Annotated in this window: 23 protein-coding genes; 16 read left to right on the top strand and 7 right to left on the bottom strand. The window is 58.7% G+C overall.

Annotation, left to right across the window (positions count from 1 at the left end):
• Window positions 1-273: 273 nt before the first annotated feature.
• From Q1A59_RS03200 to Q1A59_RS03185, 4 genes are all read left to right on the top strand, one after another.
• A complete protein-coding gene (locus Q1A59_RS03200; protein ID WP_298406161.1) occupies window positions 274-2,409 on the top strand; it encodes a tetratricopeptide repeat protein in 2,136 nt (711 codons plus the stop codon).
• 8 nt (window positions 2,410-2,417) lie between these two features.
• Entirely contained in the window at window positions 2,418-4,463 is a 2,046-nt protein-coding gene (locus Q1A59_RS03195) for a tetratricopeptide repeat protein (RefSeq protein ID WP_298490607.1), read from the top strand.
• Between the two features lie 138 nt (window positions 4,464-4,601).
• Window positions 4,602-5,630: an endonuclease/exonuclease/phosphatase family protein gene (locus Q1A59_RS03190; protein WP_298406159.1), complete on the top strand. Its 1,029-nt coding sequence runs from the start codon at window positions 4,602-4,604 to the stop codon at window positions 5,628-5,630.
• A 173-nt stretch (window positions 5,631-5,803) separates the two neighbouring features.
• Window positions 5,804-7,333, top strand: a complete 1,530-nt coding sequence (locus Q1A59_RS03185; protein WP_298406158.1) for an FAD-binding domain-containing protein — start codon at window positions 5,804-5,806, stop codon at window positions 7,331-7,333.
• A 50-nt stretch (window positions 7,334-7,383) separates the two neighbouring features.
• Here Q1A59_RS03185 and Q1A59_RS03180 read toward each other — a convergent pair whose 3' ends face one another.
• The 3 genes from Q1A59_RS03180 to Q1A59_RS03170 all read right to left on the bottom strand — a co-directional run bounded on the left by Q1A59_RS03180 (window position 7,384) and on the right by Q1A59_RS03170 (window position 11,914).
• Window positions 7,384-7,803 carry a DUF6069 family protein gene (locus Q1A59_RS03180; RefSeq protein WP_298406157.1) on the bottom strand — a complete coding sequence of 140 codons (420 nt, stop codon included), beginning with the start codon at window positions 7,801-7,803 and terminating at the stop codon, window positions 7,384-7,386.
• Between the two features lie 162 nt (window positions 7,804-7,965).
• Window positions 7,966-8,388 (bottom strand): MarR family winged helix-turn-helix transcriptional regulator, encoded by a 423-nt coding sequence (locus Q1A59_RS03175; RefSeq protein ID WP_298406156.1) that lies wholly within the window; start codon window positions 8,386-8,388, stop codon window positions 7,966-7,968.
• Window positions 8,389-8,467: 79 nt separating this feature from the next.
• Entirely contained in the window at window positions 8,468-11,914 is a 3,447-nt protein-coding gene (locus Q1A59_RS03170) for a BTAD domain-containing putative transcriptional regulator (RefSeq protein WP_299643827.1), read from the bottom strand.
• A 201-nt stretch (window positions 11,915-12,115) separates the two neighbouring features.
• Here Q1A59_RS03170 and Q1A59_RS03165 point away from each other — a divergent pair, with 201 nt between their 5' ends.
• The 4 genes from Q1A59_RS03165 to Q1A59_RS03150 all read left to right on the top strand — a co-directional run bounded on the left by Q1A59_RS03165 (window position 12,116) and on the right by Q1A59_RS03150 (window position 16,369).
• Window positions 12,116-13,141: a S8 family serine peptidase gene (locus Q1A59_RS03165; protein ID WP_299643824.1), complete on the top strand. Its 1,026-nt coding sequence runs from the start codon at window positions 12,116-12,118 to the stop codon at window positions 13,139-13,141.
• A gap of 30 nt (window positions 13,142-13,171) precedes the next feature.
• Window positions 13,172-14,158: a S8 family serine peptidase gene (locus Q1A59_RS03160; protein WP_299643821.1), complete on the top strand. Its 987-nt coding sequence runs from the start codon at window positions 13,172-13,174 to the stop codon at window positions 14,156-14,158.
• Window positions 14,159-14,441: 283 nt separating this feature from the next.
• Entirely contained in the window at window positions 14,442-15,647 is a 1,206-nt protein-coding gene (locus tag Q1A59_RS03155; protein ID WP_298406153.1) for a VWA domain-containing protein, read from the top strand.
• Window positions 15,647-16,369 carry a tetratricopeptide repeat protein gene (locus Q1A59_RS03150; protein ID WP_298482035.1) on the top strand — a complete coding sequence of 241 codons (723 nt, stop codon included), beginning with the start codon at window positions 15,647-15,649 and terminating at the stop codon, window positions 16,367-16,369. The genes Q1A59_RS03155 and Q1A59_RS03150 overlap by 1 nt, the downstream gene beginning before the upstream one ends.
• Before the next feature lie 225 nt (window positions 16,370-16,594).
• Here the strand turns inward: Q1A59_RS03150 and Q1A59_RS03145 are convergent, their stop codons facing one another.
• The gene (locus Q1A59_RS03145; RefSeq protein ID WP_298402777.1) at window positions 16,595-17,476 is read right to left on the bottom strand and encodes an alpha/beta fold hydrolase; all 882 of its coding nucleotides are present in this window, start codon (window positions 17,474-17,476) and stop codon (window positions 16,595-16,597) included.
• A 114-nt stretch (window positions 17,477-17,590) separates the two neighbouring features.
• Between Q1A59_RS03145 and Q1A59_RS03140 the strand changes: the two genes are divergently transcribed.
• The 5 genes from Q1A59_RS03140 to Q1A59_RS03120 all read left to right on the top strand — a co-directional run bounded on the left by Q1A59_RS03140 (window position 17,591) and on the right by Q1A59_RS03120 (window position 22,445).
• Entirely contained in the window at window positions 17,591-18,631 is a 1,041-nt protein-coding gene (locus tag Q1A59_RS03140; RefSeq protein WP_298482033.1) for a TAXI family TRAP transporter solute-binding subunit, read from the top strand.
• 93 nt (window positions 18,632-18,724) lie between these two features.
• Entirely contained in the window at window positions 18,725-20,881 is a 2,157-nt protein-coding gene (locus tag Q1A59_RS03135; RefSeq protein ID WP_298402782.1) for a TRAP transporter permease, read from the top strand.
• 18 nt (window positions 20,882-20,899) lie between these two features.
• Entirely contained in the window at window positions 20,900-21,211 is a 312-nt protein-coding gene (locus Q1A59_RS03130; RefSeq protein ID WP_298402784.1) for an XdhC family protein, read from the top strand.
• Window positions 21,212-21,339: 128 nt separating this feature from the next.
• The gene (locus Q1A59_RS03125; RefSeq protein ID WP_298402786.1) at window positions 21,340-22,062 is read left to right on the top strand and encodes an XdhC family protein; all 723 of its coding nucleotides are present in this window, start codon (window positions 21,340-21,342) and stop codon (window positions 22,060-22,062) included.
• Between the two features lie 122 nt (window positions 22,063-22,184).
• Window positions 22,185-22,445, top strand: coding sequence for a hypothetical protein (locus tag Q1A59_RS03120; protein WP_298402788.1), 261 nt, complete (start codon window positions 22,185-22,187; stop codon window positions 22,443-22,445).
• Window positions 22,446-22,639: 194 nt separating this feature from the next.
• Here the strand turns inward: Q1A59_RS03120 and Q1A59_RS03115 are convergent, their stop codons facing one another.
• The 3 genes from Q1A59_RS03115 to moaC all read right to left on the bottom strand — a co-directional run bounded on the left by Q1A59_RS03115 (window position 22,640) and on the right by moaC (window position 24,288).
• Complete coding sequence (locus tag Q1A59_RS03115) at window positions 22,640-22,966, bottom strand: hypothetical protein (protein ID WP_298402790.1); 327 nt, start codon at window positions 22,964-22,966, stop codon at window positions 22,640-22,642.
• Window positions 22,967-23,418: 452 nt separating this feature from the next.
• Window positions 23,419-23,730 carry a hypothetical protein gene (locus Q1A59_RS03110; RefSeq protein ID WP_299643814.1) on the bottom strand — a complete coding sequence of 104 codons (312 nt, stop codon included), beginning with the start codon at window positions 23,728-23,730 and terminating at the stop codon, window positions 23,419-23,421.
• Between the two features lie 60 nt (window positions 23,731-23,790).
• Window positions 23,791-24,288: a cyclic pyranopterin monophosphate synthase MoaC gene (moaC, locus tag Q1A59_RS03105; RefSeq protein ID WP_298402794.1), complete on the bottom strand. Its 498-nt coding sequence runs from the start codon at window positions 24,286-24,288 to the stop codon at window positions 23,791-23,793.
• 206 nt (window positions 24,289-24,494) lie between these two features.
• Between moaC and mraZ the strand changes: the two genes are divergently transcribed.
• From mraZ to Q1A59_RS03090, 3 genes are read left to right on the top strand one after another with little or no spacing between them, the layout of a single operon-like run.
• Entirely contained in the window at window positions 24,495-24,926 is a 432-nt protein-coding gene (gene mraZ, locus Q1A59_RS03100; protein WP_298402796.1) for a division/cell wall cluster transcriptional repressor MraZ, read from the top strand.
• Window positions 24,926-25,831 carry a 16S rRNA (cytosine(1402)-N(4))-methyltransferase RsmH gene (gene rsmH / locus Q1A59_RS03095; protein WP_298402798.1) on the top strand — a complete coding sequence of 302 codons (906 nt, stop codon included), beginning with the start codon at window positions 24,926-24,928 and terminating at the stop codon, window positions 25,829-25,831. Before mraZ ends, rsmH begins: the two co-directional genes overlap by 1 nt.
• 23 nt (window positions 25,832-25,854) lie before the next feature.
• Window positions 25,855-26,223: a hypothetical protein gene (locus tag Q1A59_RS03090; RefSeq protein WP_066782644.1), complete on the top strand. Its 369-nt coding sequence runs from the start codon at window positions 25,855-25,857 to the stop codon at window positions 26,221-26,223.
• Window positions 26,224-26,225: the final 2 nt, after the last annotated feature.

The raw sequence follows: 26,225 nt of genomic DNA, 5'->3' as shown, positions 1-26,225 counted from the left end.
GCCCCTCTCCCACTGGCGCGGGAGAGGGGAGGGTAGATCCGGGCTTTGAGCCATCGTACAGCGATCAACGGTTGGACACAACCAGACGTCCTGTTCGTCTCTCAACGGCAAAGCGGTGGGATGTTGCTAGAGGGTGGGACGGTGTGCGCTACCGTCTCCCGCTCGCGTGAAAGGGATAGTTGAGCGGGTGGGTACCGCGCTCGCGGGGATTGCTTCGCCGCCTGCGGCGGCTCGCAATGGCAATAGGTGATTGGGGTTACACCGGGGTTTGGTATGGCCATTGACCGGCACCATCATCGACGTTGGTGGCTTGCAGTAGCGGCGCTCACCGCGCTGGCGCTGCTGTTGCGCCTGTTGGTCTGGCGCTGGCGCGAGTTCTACCCGCTGGGTGGCGACGAATCCGAATACCTCGCGCAGGCGCTCACCCTCTTGCAAGAGCGACGCTACGTTGAGTTGCGCTTGATGCGCCCGCCGCTCTATCCGCTCTTTCTCGCGGCTGCGATCCTCGTGGTCGATTCGTTGGTGCAAAATTTACGGCTGGTGCAGGCGGTGATCAGTGCATTGACCGTGCCTCTGATTGTGCTGCTGACGCGAACGCTGGCTCAGCGTAGCGCGCCGCATATGCCGCCAGTGTTTGCGCGTTGGGCCGGTTTGCTGGCCGGTCTGCTTGCTGCGCTCAACTACACGCTGGCCGCCAATGCCACCGAGTTGTTGACCGAGACGCTCTTTTTGGCCGGTTTGAGCCTTGGGCTGTGGTTGGCGCTCATGCCGGAACCATCACGGTGGCGCGCATTAGGCGTAGGGGTTGGAGTAGGGACGTTGTGTCTGGTGCGAGCGGTGGCGTTGCCGCTGTTGCCGTTGATTGGGGGCTGGTGGCTGATCAATGCGCTGGCCGCCAGCCAGTGGCGGCGCGGCGTGGTGCAAGCGGCGCTGGTGCTGCTCGGTTGGGCATTGGTAGTCGGGCCGTGGACGGTGCGCAATACGCTGACGTATGGTGGGGTGATTCTGATCGATACTACCGGGGCCGAGAATCTGTGGCTCGATAACGATCCTGCCGGACGCGAAGCGGTGAAGGCGCAGCTCTATGCTTTGGGCGAAGACCGCTTGCTGCGGCAGCGGCTCGCCACCGAACGCGGGATCGCAGTGATTACTGCCGATCCGGCCCGTTTCATCGCCAAGGTGGGGCGCGAGTTGCGGCTCTTTTTCGCACTTGAGCAGATCGACGACATGCGAGAGCGCCGGGCGATTTGGGTGTCGCCGGCTGAGGTAGCGGCTCGGTTGGTATTAGGGGATGGGGTCTGGTTCCTGATCCTACTGGCCGGCAGCTACGGGTTGGCGCGGCGCTGGCAACCCGCGCCGGCAAGGGTAGAGGGTTTCTGGCGCTCGCTGTGGCGTGTCTTCGCTGACCCACGCTGGCTGCTCGGCGCGTGGGCGGCGTATGTCGTGCTGACAACGCTTATCTTTCACGTGGAGCTACGCTACCGGTTGCCGCTCTACCCGGTGCTGTTGGCCTACAGCGGGATGGCAGGGGCCGCATGGCTACCGGCGTTGCGCGATGCCTTGCCCCGCCCGCATCAGGCGACGCTGCTCTGGCCGTTGCTGGCGCTGGCGATTACCTTCTGGCACGCGCCTTATCCGGCGTTGGTATGGCAGTTAGCCGGCAAACATCTTGCCTTGGTGCAGGCGGAACAGGCCCTAGTTGCGGGCGATCCAGCAGCAGCCACTGCGGCGGCGCAACGGGCACTTGCTCGCGATAATGATTCAGTGTTGGCACGAGTGGCGTTGGCGCGGGCAGCACTCGTAACCGGTGATGATGTGAGCGCATTGCGCTGGCTTGATGAGGCGATTACTATCTTGCCGGCGCATCCTTATCCACACCTCTTGCGTGGCGATCTTTGGCGGCGACAGGGCGATCTAATGGCGGCGCGTGCCGAGTTGACCGCGTTTGAGGCCAGTTCGCGCGAAGATTTGGCAGGGTGGTTGTGGGAACGGGCGATCACACCGCCACCCGTTCGGCTCATGTTGGGTGATGGCCTCGACCTTGGGTTTATTCGCGGGATGCATCATCCTCTTCCAGACGAGCAGGGCTGGCGCTGGACAACAGGCTGGGCGCAGGTGCGCCTGACCGTCCCGGCTGAAGCGCAGACGATTACCCTGACTGCGCGGAGTGGACGGCCCGATGGCAGTGCGGTACGGGTTTGGATTTCAGTGGATGGCAGCACACCGCGACCGTTCAGCGTTGGAGCAGATTGGCAGACTATCGCACTCGCGCTACCGCCAGCTATGCAGCCACGCGAGGTTGTGATTGCGATGGTGGTTCCCACCTTCTGGCCACGCCAGTATGACCCGGCTAGCCCCGATGGGCGTCGGCTGGGAGTGCAGGTGATGCGGGTAGAGGTACAACGGTGACGAACGTTATGAGACGCGACTCGTGGTGGCTCATCGGTATACTCGTGCTGGCAGCGCTCATCCGGTTGGCGCTATGGCTGCAACCACTTCATTTGCCGGCTAACGATGAAGTCGAGTACCTGACCGTCGCCCGCGATCTGCTAGCAGGGCGGGGGTGGAGCTTTTACGAGCGTTACCACTGGTTGCGCGCACCACTCTACCCACTCTGGCTAGCCGGATCGCTCTGGTTGGCCGGCGGCGATGTGTGGCTGGCCGCGCTACCGACTATCGCGCTCAGCGTATTGAATGTCTACCTGATTTACCGCCTCTCACACGCGATTGGCGATAACGTTAGCCCGTTGGTGCATCGGTTAGCAGCGCTGGTAGCCGCCATTCTACTTACCCACGCTACGTTTGCCTCGCTCTACATGAGCGAAACCCTCTTTACTACCCTGTTTAGCGCGGCACTCTGGCTCTTGCTCGCGTGGCGGCAGCGTGGTGCGCGCTGGCCCGATTGGCGGATCGTCGCCGCCGGCGGGTTGTGGGGCCTTGCCCTTCTCACCCGTTCAATGCCGCTCTACTTTACCTTGGTGGTTGCCGGATGGATTGCCGTGGTCGCCGCCGGCCATTGGCGCAACCTTCTGCGCCGTCCGGTCACCCTGTTGATCGGCGTGACCTTTGCCATCACCGCTTTGGCCGTCGTCGCCCCGTGGACGATCCGCAACTGTCTGAGCTACCGCAGTTGCATTCTGATCGAGACCGGCCTCTCGTACAACGTGTGGGCCTTTAACGAACCGCGTGAAGATATGGCGACCATCTTCCGCGTGCTCGAAAACATCCCTGATCCATCTGAACGAGCGGCCTATGCCACTGCACGCGGGCTAGCTCGTCTACGCGAAGACCCGACGATCATGCTGCGCAAACTCTGGCCGAACTGGCTGGCAATCTGGCGTGTAAAAGCGATCCAAGACCGCTTCTTGCTCACCGATTACCGGGCCGATCCGCCGCCGCTGATCTTTCTCGCTGCATTGATATTTGATGACCTTCTCTACGGATTGATCGCGGTGGGTGGGATCGCAGCATTGGTCTACGCTGCCTGTCGCAGACGCGCACCGGCCATGCTCTTGGGGTTGTGGCTCGCCTATTTCATCGCTGTATCGCTGGTCACGCACGGCGAAGGGCGTTACCGACACTTCATCTTCTGCGCGCTGATCCCGTATGCGGCGCGGGCATGGCTAGCGCTGCCGGCATTGGCGTGCCGTCGCCACCAACTAGCGATGGCGACGGCGCTTGCGGCGGCGGGTGCAGTTGGCCTCTCGGTGCTGCTCGCCTACCACTGGGAGTACGCCATCCAAGGCGGCGCGCGCAGCGTCTGGCGGCTGAGCGGCGATCTGGCCCGCGCTGCCGGCGATCTGCCGCGCGCTGCGGCTTCGTACCGGCAGGCATTGGCTGTGCAGCCCACTCCTGACGGGTATGTGGCGCTAGGACACACCTTGCGCGCGCAGGGAGATACCGCTGGCGCGAGTGATGCGTACCGAGCCGCGATCCGCAGCAACATCCTTTACCCGCCGCCGTATGTGTACCTTGGCGATCTCTTGCGTGAAACGGGTCAGCTCGACGAAGCCCGCCGCGTGTACCGGCCACAATACGTTAGCGAACAGACAGTGCTCGATCTGGCGTGGCGTGACACGCTACCGGTTGCGCAGACGGTCATTAACGTAGGCGATGGGCTTGATTTCGGGTATCTGAGCGGTTTCTACCCTGCCGAGGAGTTAGCCGGCGCACGCGCACGGTGGACGGGAACGGCAGCGCGGATTCGGGTGCCGGCTACGGCGCGCGTGGCGCGGCTACGGGTAGCGGCGCTGCGGCCTGACGCGCCGGTGGTTGGGCATATCTGTAGCGAAGGGAGATGCTCCTCGTTTACTATCGGCGTTGCGTGGCGCTGGCTGATCGTGCAACTGCCGCCGGTGACAACCACCTCCCCGCTCCGTGAAATCGAATTGCGGGTCACGCCGTGGCCGGCGCCTGATGGACGCGAGCTGGGGATCGTGATAGAGATGGTGGAGGTGCGGTAGTGGGCACGGTGGTGTGCGGATAGATGTGCTGATAGACGTCTGATGGCCCACGCTTCAGCTAGTTCACTGCGCTTGCTATAATGAGTTGGGAAAGACCGGTGATTCTTTCCTTATAATCGGTTACCAAACACAACCTTTATGCTCAATCAACCTCCGCACTGCCGCCGTCTGCGCTGGCCGGCCATCCTGATTGTTCCCCTCTTCCTCTACCTGCTCTTCCTCATTGGCTGGCTGACGGCGCGTACTGTACTCGGCGATCGCTGGTGGTGGCTCTTTTTGCTCAACATCGCCACGCCATACCTGTTGCTGCCGTTGCCGCTGGCGCTGTTGATTGCGCTGGCGCTGCGGCACTGGCTGAGCGTGGCGCTCAGTGTGGCCCTGCTCGTGCCGGGGTTGCCGATCCTGCTCGATGTGTGGGTGCCGAGCTTTAGCGATGATCCAGAGTTCAGTAAACCGGCGATCACGGTGATGAGCTACAACCTCTACGGCGGCAATGACCAATCCGAACCGGTGATCGCGGCGATTCGCGCTGCCAAGGCCGATGTGGTTGCACTGCAAGAGCTGAACCCAGTGATTGCCGCTGCGCTCCGGCGTGATCTGATAGACGAGTATCCGTTCCAGCTCCTTGATCCGCGCGCCGGTGTGACCGGGATGGGGGTGATCAGCCGCTGGCCGTTGCAGCCGCTGGCGACCCGCTTGCCCGGCGAGCATTGGGTAGGGACGCCGCAACTCGTCGGTATTGCTGCGCCGTTGAGAGCAGTCGTCTTGCTCAATGTTCATGCCATTCCGCCGGTTGGCTCGCCGGGGTGGATGACGTGGGCGATTGGCGAGCGCGAGCGGCAGGTGGCGGCGATCGTCGCTGTTGCCCGTGAACAGCACCAGCCGGTGATTGTGGCCGGTGATCTGAATGCGACGCCGTACAACCGTACCTACCACATCCTCGGTGATGGTGGTCTGGTTGATGTTTGGCCGCAATGTGGGCTTGATGCCGGGTTCACGTGGCCAAGCGCCGGGCAATCAGTGCGCGGCGTGTCATTGCCAGCGTGGTTGGTGCGAATCGACTACATCCTAACGTCGCCAGCGCTGATGTGTACTGAAGCGGCGGTTGGCCAATGGGACGGCTTGTCGGATCATCGTCCGGTCGTAGCGCGGCTGGTGGCGCGGTGAGGTGTTGACCGCAGGGGACGCAGAGGACTTGTGCAATTCATCACGTCCTTCGCGACCCCTGCGGTATGTTTTTACCGCTTCCTCAGCCACCAATCCCGTTCCCCATCACACCGGTGCCAGCCTTGAAATGGTGGTACCATACATCATGAGGTTGTGTTTGGTACGGCTATGGTATGCAGCTCGTTTGGTTTAAACGCGATCTTCGCTTGCACGATCACGCGCCGCTGAGCGCCGCTGCCCGGTGCGGGCCGGTATTGCCGCTCTATATCGTCGAGCCATCACTCATTCACGCCCCGGATTTTGCGCCGCGCCATTGGACATTCATCAGCGGTTGTCTGCACGAGCTGCGCGCCGGCTTAGCTCGCCTTGGCCAACCGTTGGTGGTGCGCGTCGGTGAAGCGGTCGAGGTACTCGATCGACTGGCAAGCGAATGGCCGATCGAGGCGATCTGGGCGCACGAAGAGACCGGTAATCTGCTCAGTTATGCGCGTGATCGGGCGGTGCGGCGATGGGCGCGGGCGCGCGGCATTCCCTTTCACGAGCTGCCACAAAACGGCGTTGTGCGTCGGTTGCCTTCGCGCGATGAGTGGCAGGCGCATTGGGAAGAGCGCATGGCGATGCCGCAAGCCCAACCACCCGCTGCGTTGCCGCCGTTGCCAATCGACCACGGCCCGATCCCCACTGCCGCCGAGCTTGAGTTACCGCCCGACACCTTGCTCGAACGCCAGCCACCCGGTGAGACAGCGGCGTTAGCAGCCCTCACCGATTTTCTCTACCGGCGCAGCCGCCACTACCACCGCGCCCTTTCTAGCCCGCTCACCGCGTGGGAAGGCTGTTCGCGCCTGAGCGCCTATCTGGCGTGGGGGGCATTGTCGCTGCGCACAGTTGTACAGGCAACGCGCGAACGCATCGCCGAGCTAAGCCAGCAACCCGATCCGGCCAGTGGAAGTTGGTTGCGGGCGTTAGCTGCCTTCGAGTCGCGCTTACACTGGCACTGCCATTTTATCCAGAAGCTCGAAGATGAACCGGAGATCGAAGTGCGCAATCTGGTGCGGGCGTATGACGGCCTGCGCGAAGATACCTACCGTCCCGACCTGATCGCGGCGTGGGCCGCCGGACGCACCGGCTACCCATTCGTTGACGCCTGTATGCGTGCGCTTACCGCCACCGGCTGGCTCAACTTTCGCATGCGAGCGATGCTGGTTAGCTTTGTCGCCTACGACCTTTGGCAACACTGGCGCGAACCGGGCTTGATCTTAGCCCGGCGCTGGATCGACTACGAACCGGGGATTCACTACTGCCAGCTTCAGATGCAAGCCGGCACCTCAGGCAATCGCACCATCCGCATCTACAACCCGATCAAGCAAGGGATTGACCACGACCCCGACGGGGTCTTTATCCGCCGTTGGGTGCCCGAATTGGCGCACGTGCCAACGGCATATATCCATACGCCGTGGCTACTCGATCGGGCCGGTCAAGAGCGAGCCGGCTGCCGGATCGGGCGCGACTACCCGCTACCGATAGTCGATCACGACGCCGCCTACCGGCGGGCGCGGGCCGCAATCGCCGCTGTGCGCGCTCGCCCAGAAACGGCGCAGGAAGTAGCCGCAGTGCATCAGAAACACGGCTCGCGTCGGTCACCGCCGCAGCGACCACGCAAACCTGATCGCGGATCGGCGCGCCAACTGCGGCTGGATTTGTGACCTTGTCCTTGAAAATCCTCATGTCAAGTACGGATTTTCAAGGAAGAACCTCACTGCGCTGCCGTAAACCGCACCAACGCCCAGACAATCGCTGCCGCGGCGATTATGTGCATCACGTTGAGGATCATCTGTTCAATGAAGCTGATCGGTAGGGTGAAGGGGCCGGCAAATGAAATGACCAACACCACGGCTGCGATGATCAGAAAAGCACGCAACGGGCGGGCAGAGAAGCGGTTGAGGAACACTAAGATAATGGCCGCGCCGATCGCAGGGATGACGGTTGAAACGATCACCGCTACCACCGGTAGAGGCATTGGTTCGTTGGTGGGCGGGGCTGGGGCGAGAAACTCGAACCCGGCGGCGCGCGCGGCGAAGTAGACGATCAAATTGGCGATTAGGCCGAGCGTAGCGCCAATGAGAGTGGCGAGCGGTAAGCGACGTAAGTTAATAGGTTGGTTGAGCCAATTCATCGTTAGATCCTTGGGTGGAAATGGTTACGCAACACCTGAGATCCCTGATCGCTAGGGTGAGATAGAGAGCTAGGAAGGCATAGCAGCCCTTTAGAGCCAGCTTTTTTATCGCGGAGGGTGCAGACGTAGGCGGATCCTCCGTGTCTTCAATAGGAACCTTTTTCACACCTGATCGGCTAAATTGCGATACACCCGTTGCATCGCAGCGACCAACGCTGCGGTTTCTGCCGCTGTTAACCCTGCAAACGCCTGCCGGGCCACCGCTTGGCAGGCCGCTTCGACCGCCGGTCTGATCGCGCGCCCGCGTTCGGTCAGCCAGACGTGGCGAGCGCGGGCATCGCCAGCGGTGGCGCGTTGGGTTACGAGACCGATGCGGGCCAGCCGGCGCACCATTTTGCTGACCGTTGGCGGCTCGATGCGTAAGCGAGCGGCGAGCCGGGCTTGGCTCTGGCCATCCTCAGCCCACAACGCGCGCAAGATCATCTCTTGCCCGACGTACAGCCCGTGCTGGCTGAGGGCAATGTCAAGCTGGTTGCGATAGGCTTTGCAGAGGTTGGCGAGCAAGACGCTCAGGTCATCATCCATGATCATTGGCTGGCAAATAGTAAGCTGGCTAATAACATGTTGCCACAAACTGCATGATTGTCAAGCGAGCGCAGCCTACTTAGGCGGCGGTTGAATGGCGGCACGAACTTGGTTGGCCGCCAGCCACAATCAGTCGGTTTACGTCAGCGTTCAGATAAATTGCGCGGCTAGCCGGATCGCTCAAGCGGTTGGCCCGCTCTTGCACCAAGGCGCGGCCTCGGTCAAGAATAGCCTGTGCCCGCGGATCGCGATTGGCTTCCAACGCTTGATAAGCTGTCCAATAGATGCGCAACGTCTCTTCGGCGCCGTAGAGATTGCCACCGCCGAGGAGATGCTCGATAATCGGTGTTGCCCGGCGTAGCGCTTCAGCCGCGTCATTGCGCATTAGGGTAACGCGCACAAGGCCCGCCTGTGATTCGAGTGCCAACACATGTCGCCGGAGCCGCTGACGGATCGTGTGAGCCTGTTGATATGCTTGTTCGGCCTCGTCGATTCGACCAAGCGCTAGTAACGCATGCCCCTGAAAATCGTATCCGTATGCCTCTAGGTCAGGAAAGCCTTTGGTCTGAGCCTGTTCGGTCGCCGTGCGTGCGTAGTCAAGTGCCAATTCGTGGTGTTGGTTGTGATGAGCATGCAAGCTGAGGTTGGCCAGTATCACAGTACGATGTTTCGGGTTGCCGACTTTATCACAGAGTGCCAGTGCGATCTGGGTGTGAGCAAGTGCTCGTTCATAGTGACCCATCTGGTCGTAAGAGATACCGAGATTAATATGGGCTACCAACTCGGCATCCCGATTACCGCATTCGCGGGCCAGCACCAAGGCTTGCCAGTAATAGCGTTGTGCTTGGGCATAATCACCGTAGGCGTCAGCGTTTTGCGCTAATAGGTCAAGGACGTTGATTTGATGATAGATTAGCCGTAGCCGTTGATATATTGCCAATGCCTGCTGTAGATAGCGTTCTGAGTCGGCCAAGTTGCTTTGTGTGCTCGCTGCGGTGCTCAATGACTCGCAGCAGCGTGCGAGGGCAAACTGATTGTTGGATTGAATGGCGATCTGAAAGGCTTTTTGGGCATACTGTTCGGCTAAAACTGCGTTTCCTGATCCCAGCTCAAGCTCACTCATACAGCGCCAGTAGGTAATTTCGATAGTCAGCAGGTCTTCGGTCGCATCAGCAGAAGGCATCTGATCAAGGAGCCGACGCGCCTGTTCGAGGTTGACTCGTCCGGCTACGTAGTTGCCGTCGATACACTGCTGCAAGCTCAACCGAATGAGCGTCTGCGCACGGAGCAATGGAATGGTCAGTTGTTCGGCCAATGCCACAGCTTCTTGCAACATCAGCTCAATCGCTATGCCACGGTTTCGGTACCGTTGCATCGTGGCATACGCGAGCAGCAAATGCGTGCGTAGCCGTTGGGCGGCAGGCTGAATCGGTTGGCCGACGTAGCTGAGGCTCTGCTGCATGCGTTCTAGTCCGTCGATGAATCGTCCGCTAAGGTAGAAGAGGTCTTCATACGCTATCACTGCATCGGCTGCCCAATCCCATGCCCCATTGGTCAACGCCCAATGCCATGCTGCTTCAAGATCACTCAAACTGGCGAAGAGTCGCTCGCGGATTGCAAAGCTTTCCGCACCGTGCATGTCGACGGAGGCGCTGGCAAGCCAATCTAGAAACCAGCGGGCATGGCGGCGCCGGGCTTCGGCGGCCAGTTCGTGCGTGAAGTCGGTGGTGAGCTTCTCGCTAGCAAATTGGCGTACATGCTCGTGGAGCCATACGGTGCTGTCGGTCAGCCGACGGGCTAATGCCAGATCGAATAACTCAGCGAGCGCGTGTTGGTTACCAGTAATCGCCAGCGCAGCCTCGATCGGGCATGGTGCGTTCACGACGCTAAGCACTGCCAATGCCTGCTGGCTCGTGGTCGCCAACGTCTGCCATGTCGACTCGAAGATGGCGTGTAGGCTGCGATGGCGGTACGGGGTGTCGGCGAGTGGGCTTTGTAATACCTTGAGGCCTTGTTGTACAGTTTGGCGTAGTGTGGCCAGACCCATACTGTGCAGCGAAGCTGCTGCCAATTCGATACCGAGCGGTAAGCCGGCGAGATCGGCACAGATGTGTTCGATGTCATCAAACGCCATCGTATCGCTGATCTCGGTACCGCTGCGCTGCGCCAGTTCGAGAAACAGTTGTGCGCTAGGGCTTGGCCCTTCGGTAGTTGCTTTCGTGGGTAGCGGCCCCAACTTCAGTAGGTGCTCGCGGCGCAGATGCAGTGGTTGACGTGCCGTAACCAAAGCGACACAGTTGGGTGCGGCTTCAAGCAATTCGTTCACAAAGAGGTTGGCGGCGGCAGCATGCTCGAAACTGTCAAATACCAGTAGGTAGGCACGCGATTGAAGTGCGGCAATGACTTGCGCCGACAGTGGCAGGCGGTCGTGCAGTTCGATGTGGCAAGCAATCGCAATGGCCCGTGCCAGATGTGTTGCCGCGTCATCGGCAGGAGTCGTCGCGCTCTCTTCGGGATGCAGAAAGATATACTGCACGCCGTCGTGAAAGGCGGCTTGCATCAAGCGAGCGGCGCGGATGGCCAGCCGCGTTTTCCCGATGCCACCCATCCCAATCACGCTAATCAGTTGGATGTCGGAGTCATTGATCAACCCGATCAGCTTTTCGAGTTCGCTTGCCCGTCCGATCAGGGGTAATTGGTCGATGGCGAGAGCTTGCTGTTGCGCCGGGAGGGTTGGCACAACGGCATTTGGCAGATGACCGGTGCGAATAATCGCAACCAGATGCTGCGTTTCTGCCTCTGGCTCAATCCCCAACTCGCGTTGTAATATGTCGCGGCAACTTTGATAATGGGCCAACGCAGCCGTGCGTTGGCCTTGTTGCGCGAGCGCCAGCATCAGTTGCCGATGAGCCGCTTCGTGCCAAGGTTCGAGTTGCAGTTGTTTGCTGGCGTAGGTTTGAGCAGTATGCCAGTCACGTTCACGCAGGGCGTGCTCAGCAAGATGAGCAAAGACCTCGATGGCAGCTCGATGGATCGCCTCGCCTTGATGTATCGTCCACTCGAGCAGTGGTTCGCTTTCCGGCGTTATTCCGGCTAAAAATGGGCCACGATACAGCGTGGCAGCCGCGCGCAAATGGGTCTGACAGCTTGGACATCCTGTGGTCGACCGATGGCGGTGGGTGCGGTAGGCCTTGACAGCTTGTTCAAAGTCTAGCGCATCGACACGCCACGAATCGGGTAAGTCAAGGGTGACGGTCGCGGAGTCGGTGCGGAGGACGTGTTGTGCGTCACCGAGGGCGTGCCGGATACGGCTTAGGGTAACGCGCAGTGCGTTCTGGGCAGCGTTCTGCGGTCGTTCAGGCCAGAGCAAGTTGGCTAGCGTCTCACGCCGCACGGCTTGGCGCTGATGGCAGCAGAGCCATGCAAAGAGCAGCCGTGCGCTGTCAGTTTGGAATGCTCCGCTAAACGAGACGCCGCGCTGCTGAATGTCGAAACCGCCGAGCAGTTGGATGTGCCATTCTGTCATGATGGAAAGATTGTAATGATTTTGTTACATGTCTCTGATTATATCATCTGTACAGGACCACGAAAGGGCTTTCAAGCCAGAGTTTGCCAACTGTTAGGGGGAGGTGTTGGTTGCAAACGATGCGGTGAGCGAGACGTTGCACAGCGATGGTCAGCATGGTAGGTATCGATACGTTAATGATTACGATGAAAGAGGTATCTCATGCGAAGAAGGACCAGTTCGATGGTGGTAGGGTTGTTGCTGATCGGGATTGTGTTGTCAGTGCTTCCAACACTCTCGTTCACCGCTCCGTCAAGCTATCTGATACGGCTACGCTCGCGCGAGTTCGTGCCGCGACCGGGTTTTCCTGCTGACCAACGCGCAATACTTCGCACACAAGCTGAGACTACGACAGATGATCGTGTTCATGTGTTGATCCAATTTGCGCACCATCCGAGTGATGAGGTGCATTCTCAACTTGCGCGTGACGGGGTGACGTTGCTCGCATATGTGCCGGAGTCTACGTGGTACGCTTCGATCCCTTCAGTATGGCTTCGCCAGTCAACGTTCCCTGCTGAGGTGCAAGCGATTGTGGCAATCCAGCCGAGCGATAAGGTGTCGCCACGCTTGCTGCATCATCGTGATCAACCGCCGTTACCGGTGTTGGTGATGACATATCCCGATAGCGATCTTGTAGCCGTGGGCGAGGCTGTCACGCACGTCGGTGGCCTTGTCGAAAAGATGGTGTTAGAGCGCTCGTATTTGCTCGCGTGGTTGCCCGATGCAGCGGCGCTGACCACACTGGCGCAGAGAGATAGCGTGTTCTGGCTTGATATGTGGCCGGGGCCATTTGGCCAAAAGAATGATGGTGGTCGCCAAGCGACCAAGACCACACTGGCGCATGCGGCTGGGTATCACGGTAATCCGGCTTCGGCGCCCGGCAGTATTGTGATCGGTGTGTGGGATTGTGGCTGGGTTGAGAACAATCATCCCGGTTTTGCCGGACGATTGACCATTGGCGATCCGGCATCAACCGATAATGGCTGTGGAGGTGCGGCTGGTATCAATGACCACGCGACTCACGTGGCTGGTACTGCCGCCGGTAGCGGTGCCGGAGGGCCGGCAGGTCGTGATCTGCGCGGGCATGCCGATCAAGCAACGGTGCTCTCGTATGATGTTGATAATGCCGCCCAAGAGGTCATTCTGGCGATCCAGAACTACAATGTCGATATTTCGCAGAATTCCTAGGGGCCTGATCCGGGGAGCTGTGACACCACGGTGCTAGGTGTCTATGACACGACGGCGGCTGAGTTTGATGCGCTCGTGCGTGGCAGTTTTTCCGAGACGATAACAAAGACCGTTCACGTTGTGTTTGCCAATGGGAACGAGCAAACGTATTGCCCTGATGGCTGGCGTACTTCAAGCGGTGGAGCGATGGGTAAGAATGTGATCGCTGTTGGTGCAACCAATTCTGATGATAAAACGATGACGAATTTCAGCTCATTTGGACCAACTGAAGATGGCCGCGTGAATCCGGTTGTGGTTGGGCCGGGTTGTGAAGCCGGTGGCGAAGCGGCAATCTGGTCAACGTTGCCGGGGCAAACGTATGGGGGCAGCGAATGGTGTGGCACCTCGATGGCAGCGCCAGCAGTGTCCGGTATTCTTGGCTTAATGCTCGAAGCGTATAACTTGACCTACAATACCGATCCGATTCCCTCAACGTTGCGTGCAGTGTTGATCCACACTGCTGAAGATTTAGGCAATCCCGGCCCTGATTACCGCTTCGGTTACGGTCACGTTGATGCATTGACGGCGATCAATGTGATAACGACGACTGTTAGTAGCAATACATCAGCCTATATCGTGACGGCGCCGATTACGAATACCGAAATAAAAACGTATTCGATGAATCATGCCGGTGGTTTGCTGAAGTGTACGTTAGCATGGGATGATGTGCCGGCGACGCTCCCGGCTAGCCAGACGCTGGTGAATAACCTTGATCTTGCCTTGATTGCGCCGGATAATACCACGTATTCGCCGTGGGTTCTGGATAAGAATAATCCGGCCAATGCCGCTACGACCGGACTGAATACTGTTGATACGGTCGAGCAAGTTGTGGTTGCCGATGCAATGGCTGGCGAGTGGACAGTGCGAGTGACAGGCAGTAGTGTGCCGCAAGGTCCACAAACCTTTTCGCTCGTATGCCCGTTTGCCGAGACGGCGGTGACGAGTGTGAGTGTTTTTGTTCCATTGATCAGTCGGTAATCAGAAGGGTCAGTTTGCGAGTCCGCTTCTGATAAATGGGCTGCAGATGACCACGGATGTTGACTCGTCCGATCCGTGGTGATCCGTCTCGATCCATGTGCATCCGTGGGCTATTTCGATCCCTCACGCTCGGGAATAGGCCACGGCTTGCCACGGATGTTGACTTGTCCGATCCGTGCCCATCTGTCTCGATCCATGCATAGATGCTACGCCAGCGTGGTGCTGTGTTACAATACGTTACAGGATCGTCTGATTCGTGCGCATTCTCCGTCATCTATCCACTATGAACGCTCAAACCAGCGGGAATATTTTGTCTCACATCGTCAGTTTCGGCTATCTACTGCGCGAAATGGGTATTCCGGTCAGTCCCGGCCAGATCGTCGAGCTGATCGAAGCCATCGAGCACGTTGGCTTGCTGCGCCGCGAGGATTTGCGGGCCACGATGCGCTGCATACTGGTCTTGCGCCGCGAAGATCTGCCGTTGTTCGAGATGGCCTTTGAATTCTTTTGGAAGAAGGCGCTTGGCGTCGATCTTGAACGCGAAATGATGCGGATGCTCTTGCCAGAGGTCAAGATTCCGCGCCGCCAGTTGCGCTTGCCGCGTCGCCAACCCACTGCCGACGATGCCGAGTCGTCTGAAGGGCAAGAGCGGGAAGAGTTCGATATTCAGCTCACCTTTAGCCGTGACGAGGCATTGCGCACGAAAGATTTCGCCCAGTGTACGTGGGAAGAAGTGCAAGCCTGCAAAGAGCTGATCCGGCGTATGGAATGGCGTATCCCGCCGCGCCGCACCCGCCGGCGCCGTCCGGCCCGTGCCGGTCGCCTGCTCGATATGCGCCGCACCTTGCGCCAAAGTTGGCGATTCGGCGGTGAGCCGGTTGAATTGGCGTGGCGCGATATTCGCACCGAGCCGCGCCCGCTGGTGCTGATTTGCGATATTTCCGGCAGCATGGAGCGATATTCACGCATTCTGCTCCAGTTTGCCCATGCGATTTCGGCTGGCTTGGGCGATGTCGAGACCTTTGTGTTCGGCACTCGTCTGACCCGCATCACCCGCCAGTTGCGCCACAAAGACATTGACGACGCGATTGATGCGGTCAGCAAGCATGTGGTTGATTGGAGTGGTGGCACCCGCATCGGCGAGGCGATCAAGGAGTTCAATTTTCGCTGGGGTCGGCGCGTGCTCGGTCGCAGCCCAGTGGTGCTCTTGATTAGCGATGGCTGGGATCGTGGCGAGCCTGAACTGCTGGCCCGCGAAATGGATCGGCTGCAACGATCGTGCCATCGGCTTATTTGGCTAAACCCGCTGCTCGGTACGCCCGGCTACGAGCCGCTGACCGTCGGGATGCAAGCAGCGCTGCCGTTTGTTGATGATTTTTTACCCGTGCATAATTTAGTGAGTTTAGAGCAACTCGGCGCGAAATTGGCCTCGCTCAGTGCGCAGCGCCCACCGCGCCGCCAGCGCATGACGACGGTGCGAGGGATGTGATGACAAATCCTGATCAGTTAAAGGCGGAAGCCGATGCTTTGATTGCGCACGGCAAGGCGTTAGTTGCCACCGATCTGCCGCAGGCGACCGACCTGCTCAATCAGGCAGTCAGGTTGTATTGGGCAGCGGGTGAATACTATAGTGCGGCGGCGCAGACCGGCAACTACGGTTGGGCGTTGCGCCGCATGGGTCGGCCCGATTTGGCTCGGCCCTATCTCGCTCGCGCCGCCGAGATTTTCGCCGATCTTGGTCTGACTGATTTCGCCGAGCGTCATCGGGCCGCTGCCGAAGATATTGCCGCTGATCTGACCCCCGAATTTCTCGCTAGTTTGCCGCCAGCGGTACGGCAGGCGATCGAGCAAGGCGACGGCGCGGCGTTGCAGTTTGCGATCAATGGCTTGCCACTCTCTGAACAGCAACAGGTGATCGACCGGCTAGTCGCAATTGGTCTCATCAGCCTAGCCGATAGTGAAGAAGATACCGCCCACGCCGTACAACAGTTTGAGCCGTTGTTGCAAGCGATAGCCGCCGTTGCCCGCGGTGATGAGAGCGAGCGCGCCGATGTTGAGCAGGCGTTAGATGACCTCGAACGTAAGGGTTGGCGTATCCGCAAAGCTGTGCGCCAAATCTGGCAGGGGGAGCGCCGCCGCCAGCGTCTGACTTATGGTCTTGATGAGGTTGATACAGCGATTGTTAATCGCATCCTCGATCTGTTGGCGTGAGGGATAGCCGTAACAAGGCGTAGAAGATATTGGGGATGGCCCCCGCCCACCTGATGGCGGGTGAGGACAGGAAATAGCCACGACGAGACACAAAAGACCCCAAAAATCGTCTGGTAAACACTTGTATCTGGTTGTGGCGTTTCCCCTAAACTCTCTGCGCCTTCGCGTTCAGACACGCTACGGCTTTGCGATGGCGAAATGCAGCAGCACCCCGCAGCGCGCGCTTCAGTTAAAGAACTGTCGCAACGCCGCAAGCGTCGCTGCCGGCGCCTCTTCAGGCAAGAAATGGCCGCCGGGAACGCTATGGCCCTGCACATCAACGGCATACTCCCGCCAGACTTGCAGCACATCGTAACGCTTGCCGACAAAACCGTCGCTACCCCACAACACCAGCAGTGGGCACGTCACTTTGCGTCCAGCCCGGAAATCTTCATCATCGTGCGCGAGATCGATGCTGGCCGCTGCCCGGTAATCGGCGCAACTGGCGGCAATTGCGGCAGGATCGCGAAAACAGCGCACATATTCGGCTACAGCCTGATCGGTAAAAGCGGTTGGCGTGCGTCCCCAATGCGCCAGCTTGCTGCGCACCCAGAACTCAGGATCAGCCCCGATCAGCCGTTCGGGCAGCGGGGCCGGTTGGATGAGAAAAAACCAGTGGTAGTAAGCTGTGGCAAAGGCGCGGTCAGCGGTGAGGTACATATGATGAGTCGGCACAATATCGAGCATGGCGGCGCGTGTTACCCGATCAGGATGGTCAAGGCACATACGATGCGTTACCCGTGCCCCGCGATCGTGCCCGGCGACGGCAAAGCGGGCAAAGCCCAACAGTTCCATCAACCCCACCATATCGGCGGCCATTGTCCGTTTGCTATACGTTGCGTGCTCGGCATCGTCAGCCGGCTTGTCGCTATCGCCATAGCCACGGAGGTCAGCGGCTACCACTGTAAACGAATCTGCCAACGCCGGCGCAATCGCATACCACATCGCATGAGTTTGCGGGTAACCGTGCAGTAACAACAGCGGCGGCCCGCTGCCGCCGATCGCGCCGGCAATCGTCACCCCATGAACCTGTTGCCGAAACGGTGTATATCCGTTAATAATCGTCATGTTGCCACCTCGTATTAGTTGTGAAATCCTTTCCCATTTCGTTTTCATATCGAGTATAATCTAGTCTATCTGAATTCAGCGTAACCGTTGATCTTAGGCAAAGGAGGAAACGACGTGGTTTCTCGCATGCGTGTAATCGTGCTTGTGCTGGTAGCGTTGCTCGTAAGCGCCTGCGGTACGACGACACCAACTACTGCGCCGACCGCTGCGCCGGCTGCTGGCGAAGCGGCGCCCGCACCTGCCCCTGCACAGACTCTCCGTTACGCCTTTGGTGGCGGGCCGGTAGGTGGCGTATTTCAGGTCTACGCAGATGTGCTCTCACTAATCATTAAAGAGAAAGTCCCCGGCGTGGATATCACTGCCGAGGGTACCGGCGGCTCGGCTGAGAATTTGCGCTCGGTCAACGCGGGTGATCGCCAGTTTGGGATTGTCTATTCTGGTGATGTTGCCCTAGGGGCGCTGGGTCAATTGCCCGACGACACCACTGTGTACGATAAGGTTATGCCAGTAGCGCCACTTTACGGCGGTGTTGCGCATCTCGTGGTGTCGGAAAAGAGTGGGATTAATTCGGTGGAAGATCTGGTCGGGAAGCGGATTGCATTGGGTAATGCCGGTTCCGGGGCTGCGTTGAGCGCCGAGCGCTACTTTAAAGCGTTAGGGCTATTCGATAAGATTAAGATCGAGTACCTTGGCTACTCGCAAGCTGCGGCGGCGATGGCTGATGGTCAACTCGATGGTTTCTGGGTGTTGGCTGGTTTCCCTAATGCCTCGGTACGTGAGGCGGCAGCGGCAACCAAGATTAAATTGATCGACATCTATACCCCTGCAGCGGCTGCCGGTTTCTTCGATCAGTATCCCTTCTATTCGAAGCGTGCCCTGACCGGCGGTGCGTATGATGGCGTCCCCAATGATGTGCTGAGCTTCCAAGATACAGCATTGTGGGTAGCGAATGCGAGTGTGCCGGAATCGATCGTCTATCAGGCGCTGAAGGCGGTGTACCTTGAGGGCGGTCTCGACCGGTTGCGCGAAGCCCATCCATCGGCCAAAGAGATGGGTTTGGACGTTGGCATTACCGGTATCGCGAACAAATTGCATCCCGGCGCAGTCAAGTTCTGGACAGAGCAGGGTGTGCAGATTCCCGACGAACTGAAGTAGTGTAAGAATGACGATCATAGTGACAACGGTGTCGCTGAAGCGGAACCGGAGGGAGTGATAACTCCCTCCGGCACTCCTGCGTAAGAGGTGGTTATGGCTGAGCAAAAGCAGTCTGGTGCGATCGAATCTGCGCCGACCAGCGATGAGATTGATCAGGAAAAGGTTCGTAAATACCTTGAACAGGAAGAAAAACCAACCCGTACACTTGGTCGCTTCTGGGGAGTGGTTGTTGCGCTTGTTGCGGTCGGGATGGCCGGTTTTTATATCTATACTGCCGGTACCTTGCCAGCGCCGGTGCAGTGGCAACGCGGCATTTATGTGATGCTGACGTATATTCTCGTGTTACTGCTCTACCCTGCTGTGGGAAAGAAAAGCGTGCTACAGCCTGCACTGGGGCGTGTTGCCGACCGTTTGCCGGGGCGATTGCGCACTATCGTTATGCCGCGCGGTGGGCCGACCATTGTTGACCTGATCCTGATTGGGGTGGTCGTTGTGGTGGTTGGCTACTTCATTGTCAACTATCCGGCACTGCAACGACGAGCTGGCGCCTATACCCAAACCGATTTTACCGTGAGTGTGATCGGTTTGATCGTCTCGCTCGAAATTGCTCGTCGGGTGCTTGGATGGTCGATGACGCTCATTGGCCTCTTTTTCATTCTCTACTTGCGGTTTGGTTTTGTACTTTACGATATTCCTATTCTTGATACGTTTGCCCATCGCGGTCAACCGTGGCAGCGTGTAGCGACGGTGCTTTTCCTCGATCAAGAGGGTGTGTTTGGGGTGATGGCCAACGTATTGGTCAGCTACGTCATTATCTTTATCTTCTTCGGCGCATTTCTGAACAAGGCTGGTGCTAGTCGCTTCTTTATCGATCTTCCCTTGGCGTTGGCCGGTCGCAGCACCGGTGGGCCGGCGAAGGTGGCAGTGATCTCGTCGGCCTTGTTTGGCTCGATTTCAGGGAGTGCGATTGCCAATACGGTAAGCACTGGCACTTTCACAATTCCGTTGATGAAGCGGGCCGGTTTTCGACCACATGTGGCCGGTGCTATCGAACCGTCGGCTTCTATTGGCGGCGCCTTTATGCCGCCGGTGATGGGCGCCGGTGCCTTCTTGATGTCGGAATTGACCAATACACCGTATTCGGTCATTGTGGCCATTTCTATCGTACCGGCCATTCTTTACTTCCTGTCGGTGTTGACCATGGTGCATTTTGAGGCCAAGAAGTTTGGTCTCAGCGGTATTCATACTGAACAAACGGCTTGGCAGATTCTTCGTAACGAGTGGTATTTATCACTGCCCTTGCTGGTAGTGATCTTTATGTTGGCCTCTGGTTACTCACCCGGTTATGCTGCCTTCTGGTCGATCTTATCATGTATTCCACTGATGTATATGCTACCGGAAAACGTGGCTGACTTGAAGAATCCGGCAGCACAGGGTGGGACGGTACTACACGCATTTGCGCGCAGCACGGTGCGTGTAATGAAGACGATCAACGAAGCTATTCAGAAGGGTGTGCGCGATTCGTTAGTGATCGGTGCGACGGTTGGCGTCATTGGTATGATCGTCGGTACGATTTACGCCACCGGTGTTGGTCAACGGTTTGCCAATATCATCGTTAGCCTCAGTGGTGGTGATGTTTTGGCTGCGGTCATCTTGATCGGTCTGGCCTCCCTCTTGCTTGGCATGGGGGTTCCGGTGACGGCAGCGTATTTGATCACTGCCGTGATTGCGGTGCCGGCGCTGACCAGCCTCGGTGTCGCGTTGTTGGCGGCACATATGATCGTCTACTGGTTTAGCCAAGACAGCAATATCACCCCGCCGGTGTGTGTCGCGGCGTATGCCGGTGCTGCGATTGCTGGCGCCGATCCGTGGAAGACCGGCTGGACGTCGTTCAAGTTTGCGAAACTGCTCTACGTGATGCCCATCTTGTTTGCCTTTACGCCTGAAATCCTCATGATTGGCTCAAGTGGTCAGCCGCTGGTCGATATCGAATGGGGTAAGGTGGCGATGTCATGGTTCTCAGCTACGCTGGGTACGATTGCTTTTTCAGCCGTCACCATGTTCTATCTTGTTCGTAAGACAACATGGTGGGAGTGGATCATTGCTGCGGTTGGTACATTTTTCTGCTTCTGGCCAAACCTGTTGACTGATATCCTTGGTGTGGCAATTGTCGGTAGTGTGTGGTTGTGGCAGTGGTACGATGTGCGTCGGCAGCGACAGGCGAAGATGCAGTCGAGCATGGCTGATTAGGGTGGAGGATCGTTTGTGATGCATGACATAATTGAGGCTATTGATCGCTGGCTCGCTCGCGGTGAGCGAGTGGCAGTGGCGACAGTTGTGCGCACAATGGGGTCGTCACCACGGCAGGTGGGCGCCAAGATGGCGGTGTCGTCGGGCGGCGCCATGATTGGCTCGGTCAGCGGCGGTTGTATCGAGGGCGCAGTGTTTGAAGCGTGCCAAGAAGCGATTGCTACCGGTCAAACGCGGCTGCTCCATTTTGGTGTTGCCGACGAGACAGCGTGGGAAGTGGGGCTTGCTTGTGGCGGGTCGGTCGATGTGCTTGTTGAGCCATTGCGGTAGCGTGGCTGAATCAACGCCAAGACGCAAGGCGTGTAGGTGATAGGCGCCTATTGAGTGCTGTGCGTCTTGGCAACACTGTGTTCAGCATCTTTGCGTCTTGGTGGCTTGGTGTTGACCAAGGGAAAAGTATGAGCACATTCTACGAACTGGTGCGAGAAGCGGTACGCAGTGGCCGACCGCTGGCCACTATCACCGTACTAACGGATGGCCCGGTGGGGGCAAAGATGGCCTTGATGCCAGACGGTCAGACCGTTGGCGATCTCGGTGATGCGGAGTTGACCTCGCAAGCGGTACAGGCGGCGTTGCCGTTGCTGGTGCAAGGTGAAACGCAAGCGATGACGCTGGCCTCTGGCACAACTGTCTTTGTCGAGAGTTTTGTACCGCCGCCAACCCTGTTTATGGTCGGTGGCGTGCATATCAGTATCGCCCTAGCAGCGCTGGCCAAAGTCGTCGGCTTCCGCACCGTCGTCATTGATGCCCGTGAAGCGTTTGCCACCGGTGAGCGGTTTGCCCATGTTGATGAACTCGTCATCGCATGGCCTGACGAGGCGCTGGCCGGACGGCTCGATGCGCGCAGCAGTGTGGCAGTGTTGACCCACGATCCCAAGCTTGACGATCCGGCCTTGCGGGTGGCGTTGCGCTCACCGGCGCGCTACATCGGCGCATTGGGCAGCCCCAAAACCCATGCCCGTCGCCTCGAGCGGCTTGCCGCCGAGGGGTTTACCGCCGAGGAATTGGCCCGCATCCACGGCCCGATTGGGTTGCCGATCGGCGCGAAGACGCCGGAAGAGATCGCGCTGAGCATTTTGGCGCAGGTGGTGCAAGTTGGCCGGCGGGGTAGGACGGCATAATCGGCAACGCACACGGGGCACGGATATACACGGATGGGACGGATGAGTTCAGATAGGGCAAGTGATTAGCCCGCTGTGATTATCGTTGAAGATGCTCTCGGTGCTAGCGAGGAGACTTGACCATGCCGCCGCTTGATCGCCGTCAAGCCGAATTGCTCTATGAAGGCGCGCAGGCGCTAGTGCGCGGGGATAGGGAACGCGCGCGCGAGTTGCTGCTAGAACTGGTTGAATTGAACGAACAGATCCCAGAAGCGTGGCTTTGGCTGAGCGGTGCGGTTGATGATCCCGCCGATCAGCGGGTTGCGCTTGAGAATGTATTAGCGCTTGACCCTGATAATCCCTATGCCCAAGAAGGCTTGGCGTATCTCGATGCGCAGGGGTGACAAAATGGCATGAGGAACCAGTTATTGGGTCAGCGCGCCAAGCCATCCGAATATCGACCAATTCTGCACAAGCGCATGGCGTGCGGTAGTCAAACTGCTGCATACCAAACGGTGGTCTGGCGGAGAAGGCGCTCGCTTCATCAATTGCGCAACATGCACGCCATCAGACAGCATTCAGGTGTCCCCATTGCCGCTTACCTCGCCATCGCCTGCCCAACCCAATACGTATGCCGGCTGACCGTCACCATCCCGCGCACGGCAATGCCCTCAACTGGAGTGACTTCCGCTTCATTGACTAAGACGAGGGTCGGTTCGACGCCGGGGAAGCGCATCTTGTAGGCGGCAATCGCCGCAGCGATCTTCTGCGCTACCGGTGTTTTAGGATTGTCGTCGTACCACATCAAGAAGGGTGGCTGCCGGCGTATGAGAGTATCACTGACCGATGTAAGAGCGGGATCGGCAGCTACGGGTGCCAGCGTCGTGACGGGTGCGCTGACCGGCGCTGATGATTTTCGAGCCATAACCAGTTCTCTTTCTCTCAAATTGCGGGAACGACCGCGTAACTGCGTGAGTCTACCGAATCCCAGCGTCACTCAGGTTGTCATAAGAGATGGCTGCTGGGGCGGATCTTAGGAGCGTAGTGGCCGGGATTACGCCCTCATAATGACAAGAGATCAAGCGCATCATATGCTCATACACCACTTGATCGATCTGCGAAGGACGTTGTACGCACCCCTCCCTAGCTTCCAAGCGCGGCGTGGTCTGCGGTATGACGGTCTTGAAGAAGCTTTGTTCTGCACCACCCCTTGTTGCGCGCGACATAGTCTGATTTTTCTGCTAATGGGAAATTGGGGCCGTAAGAGCTAAACCTTCGTTCTCAACCGAGTGAGTCGCCGGTCAAGCGCCTGCTTAGGTCTGCCTTCCCCGCAAGGGTGCGCTAAAGTGGGACGGTAAGATGTGCGCTAGCGCCTGATTACCAACGTGATAAGTGCCCTCGCTCGTGTTGCTGATACCACTTGCCCGTCACCAGATCGTGGATCAATGTCTGCTCGCTGCTGTCGGTGCAACGTACCCGATAGTAGCGTAAATCGCCGTCGTGACGGCATACATCACGAATCCAGACAATGCTGCTCACCCGATACACGCGATCATCGTAGCAGAATGCGGCTGGCAGGAAGCCAAACCGCAGCGTGACTCGCTCGATGGGTTTGCTGCGCGGTGGGCAGCGCATCCGTTGCGGCACCGGTCGATAGGCCGCCTTTTGTAACGTTTTCCAGCTCAGCATCGCGTTCTCCCGGTGGTGGAATGACTACTGAGCTGAGTATATCAGAACATTTGTTCAGTGTCAAGCCGGATCAGGACGCTGCCAGTCGCCGCTGCGCCCGCCTCGCTTGGCGATGAGGCGAATCCCATCGATCTGCATCACCTTATCAACTGCCTTGCACATGTCATAGATCGTCAATGCAGCGATGCTCACCGCCGTGAGCGCCTCCATCTCGACCCCGGTCTGGCCAGTGCAACGCACGGTTGCTTCAATCTCAATCGCATTGCCGGCTGGGTCAGGGGTAAATGTGACGCTGGCATGGCTGAGGTTGAGCAGATGGCAGAGCGGGATCAGTTCAGAGGTGCGTTTGGCCGCCATGATCCCCGCCACCCGTGCCACCGCCAGCACGTCACCCTTAGGCATTCCCCCGCTCATAATCAGACTGAGCGTCGCCGGCTGCATAATGACCCTTCCGCGCGCAATCGCTTCGCGCGCGGTGATCGCCTTGTTACCGACATCAACCATCCGCGCATGCCCGGCTGCATCGAGGTGGCTCAGTTCGTTCCCTGATTCGCTCATGCGTTCCTCACTGACTATGGTTTCGCTTCCTATACGCTCAAATATTCTACTCGATCTTTGGCTACACTCATATTTAAACCAAATTGTTATGTTTGTAGATGCTTTAGCCGCTTGAAACTGGGTGCTAGGTCGGCTATAATGTGGCGGCAGGTGGGGAAAAGTGGGGAAAAGTGGGCGACTTCCCTATCTACGCAGGAGCAACGAGCGTGTTTCTGGGGACACACGAACATTCCATCGACGAGAAGGGCCGGCTGGCAATTCCGGCCCGCTTTCGTGCTGAGCTGGCCGGTGGGATGGTCGTGACCCGCGGGTTTGATCGTTGTCTGCTGATTTTCCCCTTGCCGTTCTGGAGTGATTTGACCCGCCGCGTGAGCGCGCTGTCGTTGACCGATGAAGATGCGCGCATGTTGCGCCGGTTGCTGTTTGCCAACGCCTCCGAGCAAGAAATGGATCGGCAGGGGCGGATTTTGCTGCCCCAGAGCTTGCGTGAAGGTGGCGGCTTGGCCGATCAGGCGGTGTTGGTGGGTCTTGACACCTTTATCGAGGTGTGGGCGCCTGATCGCTGGCGCGAGGTCGAAGAGCGGCTCGCTAGTCAAGGCCCGCGCTTTGACGAACAGATGCGAAAGTTAGGGATTTAATGGTGGTGACGTTCCAACATACGCCGGTGTTGTTAGCTGAAGTCATTGCGGCGCTGGCCCCGCGTCCCGGCGGTTGCTATCTCGATGCGACCGTTGGCGGTGGCGGGCATGCGCTGGCCGTGTTGCAAGCCGCCCAACCCGGCGGGGTGTTGTTGGGGATAGATGCCGATCCGGCGGCATTGGCCGCCACTGCTGAGCGACTGGCTGAGGCCGGTCTCAGCCAGCAGGCCGTCTTGCGCCATGGATCGTTCGCCGATTTGGCTGCATTGGCCACAGAGGCCGGTTTTGCCGCCGTTGATGGCATTCTATTCGATCTGGGGGTGTCGTCGTACCAACTTGATACGCCGGAACGCGGTTTCTCGTTTGCCGCCGATGGCCCGCTTGATATGCGGCTTGACCCGACGCAAGGCCCGACAGCGGCTGATCTTGTGAATCGTTTGAGCGAGCGCGAGCTAGCCGACATCATCTTTCAGTATGGCGAAGAGCACGCGGCGCGCCGGGTTGCGCGCGCGATTGTCGAACGCCGGCGCTCGCAGCCATTTCGGTCTACTGCCGATTTAGCGGCGGTTGTGGCCCGTGCCGTGGGTGGCCGTCACGGGCGGATCCATCCGGCCACGCGCACGTTTCAAGCGTTGCGGATTGCGGTCAATCACGAGCTTGACCAGTTGGCGGCGGCGTTGCCGCAGGCGGTTGCGCTGCTCACCCTTGGCGGCAAGTTGGCGGTGATCAGTTTTCATTCGCTCGAAGATCGGATCGTCAAGCAATTTCTGCGCGCTGAGGCCGCTGGTGAAGCACCACGCTTAGCCATCATCACCAAGAAGCCGGTGGTAGCCAGCGATGCAGAAGTCGCTGCCAATCCGCGGGCGCGGAGCGCCAAATTGCGAGTTGCCGTTCGGATTGCGTGAGTGCGGCTAGAGGAGGAAACGCGATGGCAGTCAGAAGCGAACAGATTCCAGCTCTGTTGGGGCGAGTACGGCTGCGCCGGATTGATCTCTCGCGGTATCTCAAGCTCGATGGCGCGCGCTATATGCTGTTGCTGGCGCTAATCTGCTGCCTGTTGAGTGTGTTAACCCTCTTGCAGAGCGGATTGGTGGCGCGGATGAACTACGAGCTGGTGGAGCTGCGCCAGCAGCAGGTGCAACTGACTCGCGAGTATTCGCAGTTGCAAGAGCAATTGGCGCGCGTGCAATCGGTCGAGGCGCGCCTCAAACGGGCCGCCGAATTGGGGTTCCGCCAACCAACGCCTGATCAGTTGCGTTATGTGCGGATTCCGAATCTGCCGAATTTAGATGAGTAACG

This window comes from uncultured Chloroflexus sp. (genome assembly GCF_937951745.1).
Lineage (GTDB): Bacteria > Chloroflexota > Chloroflexia > Chloroflexales > Chloroflexaceae > Chloroflexus.
The sequence above is the reverse complement of the archived record's forward strand: the minus strand, read 5'-3'. Positions and strand labels throughout refer to the sequence as shown.

Coding starts and splice junctions, on each gene's coding strand:
- Q1A59_RS03200 (WP_298406161.1), top strand. CDS start 274: ATGGCCATTGACCGGCACCATCATCGACGTTGGTGGCTTGCAGTAGCG.
- Q1A59_RS03195 (WP_298490607.1), top strand. CDS start 2,418: ATGAGACGCGACTCGTGGTGGCTCATCGGTATACTCGTGCTGGCAGCG.
- Q1A59_RS03190 (WP_298406159.1), top strand. CDS start 4,602: ATGCTCAATCAACCTCCGCACTGCCGCCGTCTGCGCTGGCCGGCCATC.
- Q1A59_RS03185 (WP_298406158.1), top strand. CDS start 5,804: ATGCAGCTCGTTTGGTTTAAACGCGATCTTCGCTTGCACGATCACGCG.
- Q1A59_RS03180 (WP_298406157.1), bottom strand. CDS start 7,803: ATGAATTGGCTCAACCAACCTATTAACTTACGTCGCTTACCGCTCGCC.
- Q1A59_RS03175 (WP_298406156.1), bottom strand. CDS start 8,388: ATGGATGATGACCTGAGCGTCTTGCTCGCCAACCTCTGCAAAGCCTAT.
- Q1A59_RS03170 (WP_299643827.1), bottom strand. CDS start 11,914: ATGACAGAATGGCACATCCAACTGCTCGGCGGTTTCGACATTCAGCAG.
- Q1A59_RS03165 (WP_299643824.1), top strand. CDS start 12,116: ATGCGAAGAAGGACCAGTTCGATGGTGGTAGGGTTGTTGCTGATCGGG.
- Q1A59_RS03155 (WP_298406153.1), top strand. CDS start 14,442: ATGAACGCTCAAACCAGCGGGAATATTTTGTCTCACATCGTCAGTTTC.
- Q1A59_RS03150 (WP_298482035.1), top strand. CDS start 15,647: ATGACAAATCCTGATCAGTTAAAGGCGGAAGCCGATGCTTTGATTGCG.
- Q1A59_RS03145 (WP_298402777.1), bottom strand. CDS start 17,476: ATGACGATTATTAACGGATATACACCGTTTCGGCAACAGGTTCATGGG.
- Q1A59_RS03135 (WP_298402782.1), top strand. CDS start 18,725: ATGGCTGAGCAAAAGCAGTCTGGTGCGATCGAATCTGCGCCGACCAGC.
- Q1A59_RS03130 (WP_298402784.1), top strand. CDS start 20,900: ATGCATGACATAATTGAGGCTATTGATCGCTGGCTCGCTCGCGGTGAG.
- Q1A59_RS03125 (WP_298402786.1), top strand. CDS start 21,340: ATGAGCACATTCTACGAACTGGTGCGAGAAGCGGTACGCAGTGGCCGA.
- Q1A59_RS03120 (WP_298402788.1), top strand. CDS start 22,185: ATGCCGCCGCTTGATCGCCGTCAAGCCGAATTGCTCTATGAAGGCGCG.
- Q1A59_RS03115 (WP_298402790.1), bottom strand. CDS start 22,966: ATGGCTCGAAAATCATCAGCGCCGGTCAGCGCACCCGTCACGACGCTG.
- Q1A59_RS03110 (WP_299643814.1), bottom strand. CDS start 23,730: ATGCTGAGCTGGAAAACGTTACAAAAGGCGGCCTATCGACCGGTGCCG.
- moaC (WP_298402794.1), bottom strand. CDS start 24,288: ATGAGCGAATCAGGGAACGAACTGAGCCACCTCGATGCAGCCGGGCAT.
- rsmH (WP_298402798.1), top strand. CDS start 24,926: ATGGTGGTGACGTTCCAACATACGCCGGTGTTGTTAGCTGAAGTCATT.
- Q1A59_RS03090 (WP_066782644.1), top strand. CDS start 25,855: ATGGCAGTCAGAAGCGAACAGATTCCAGCTCTGTTGGGGCGAGTACGG.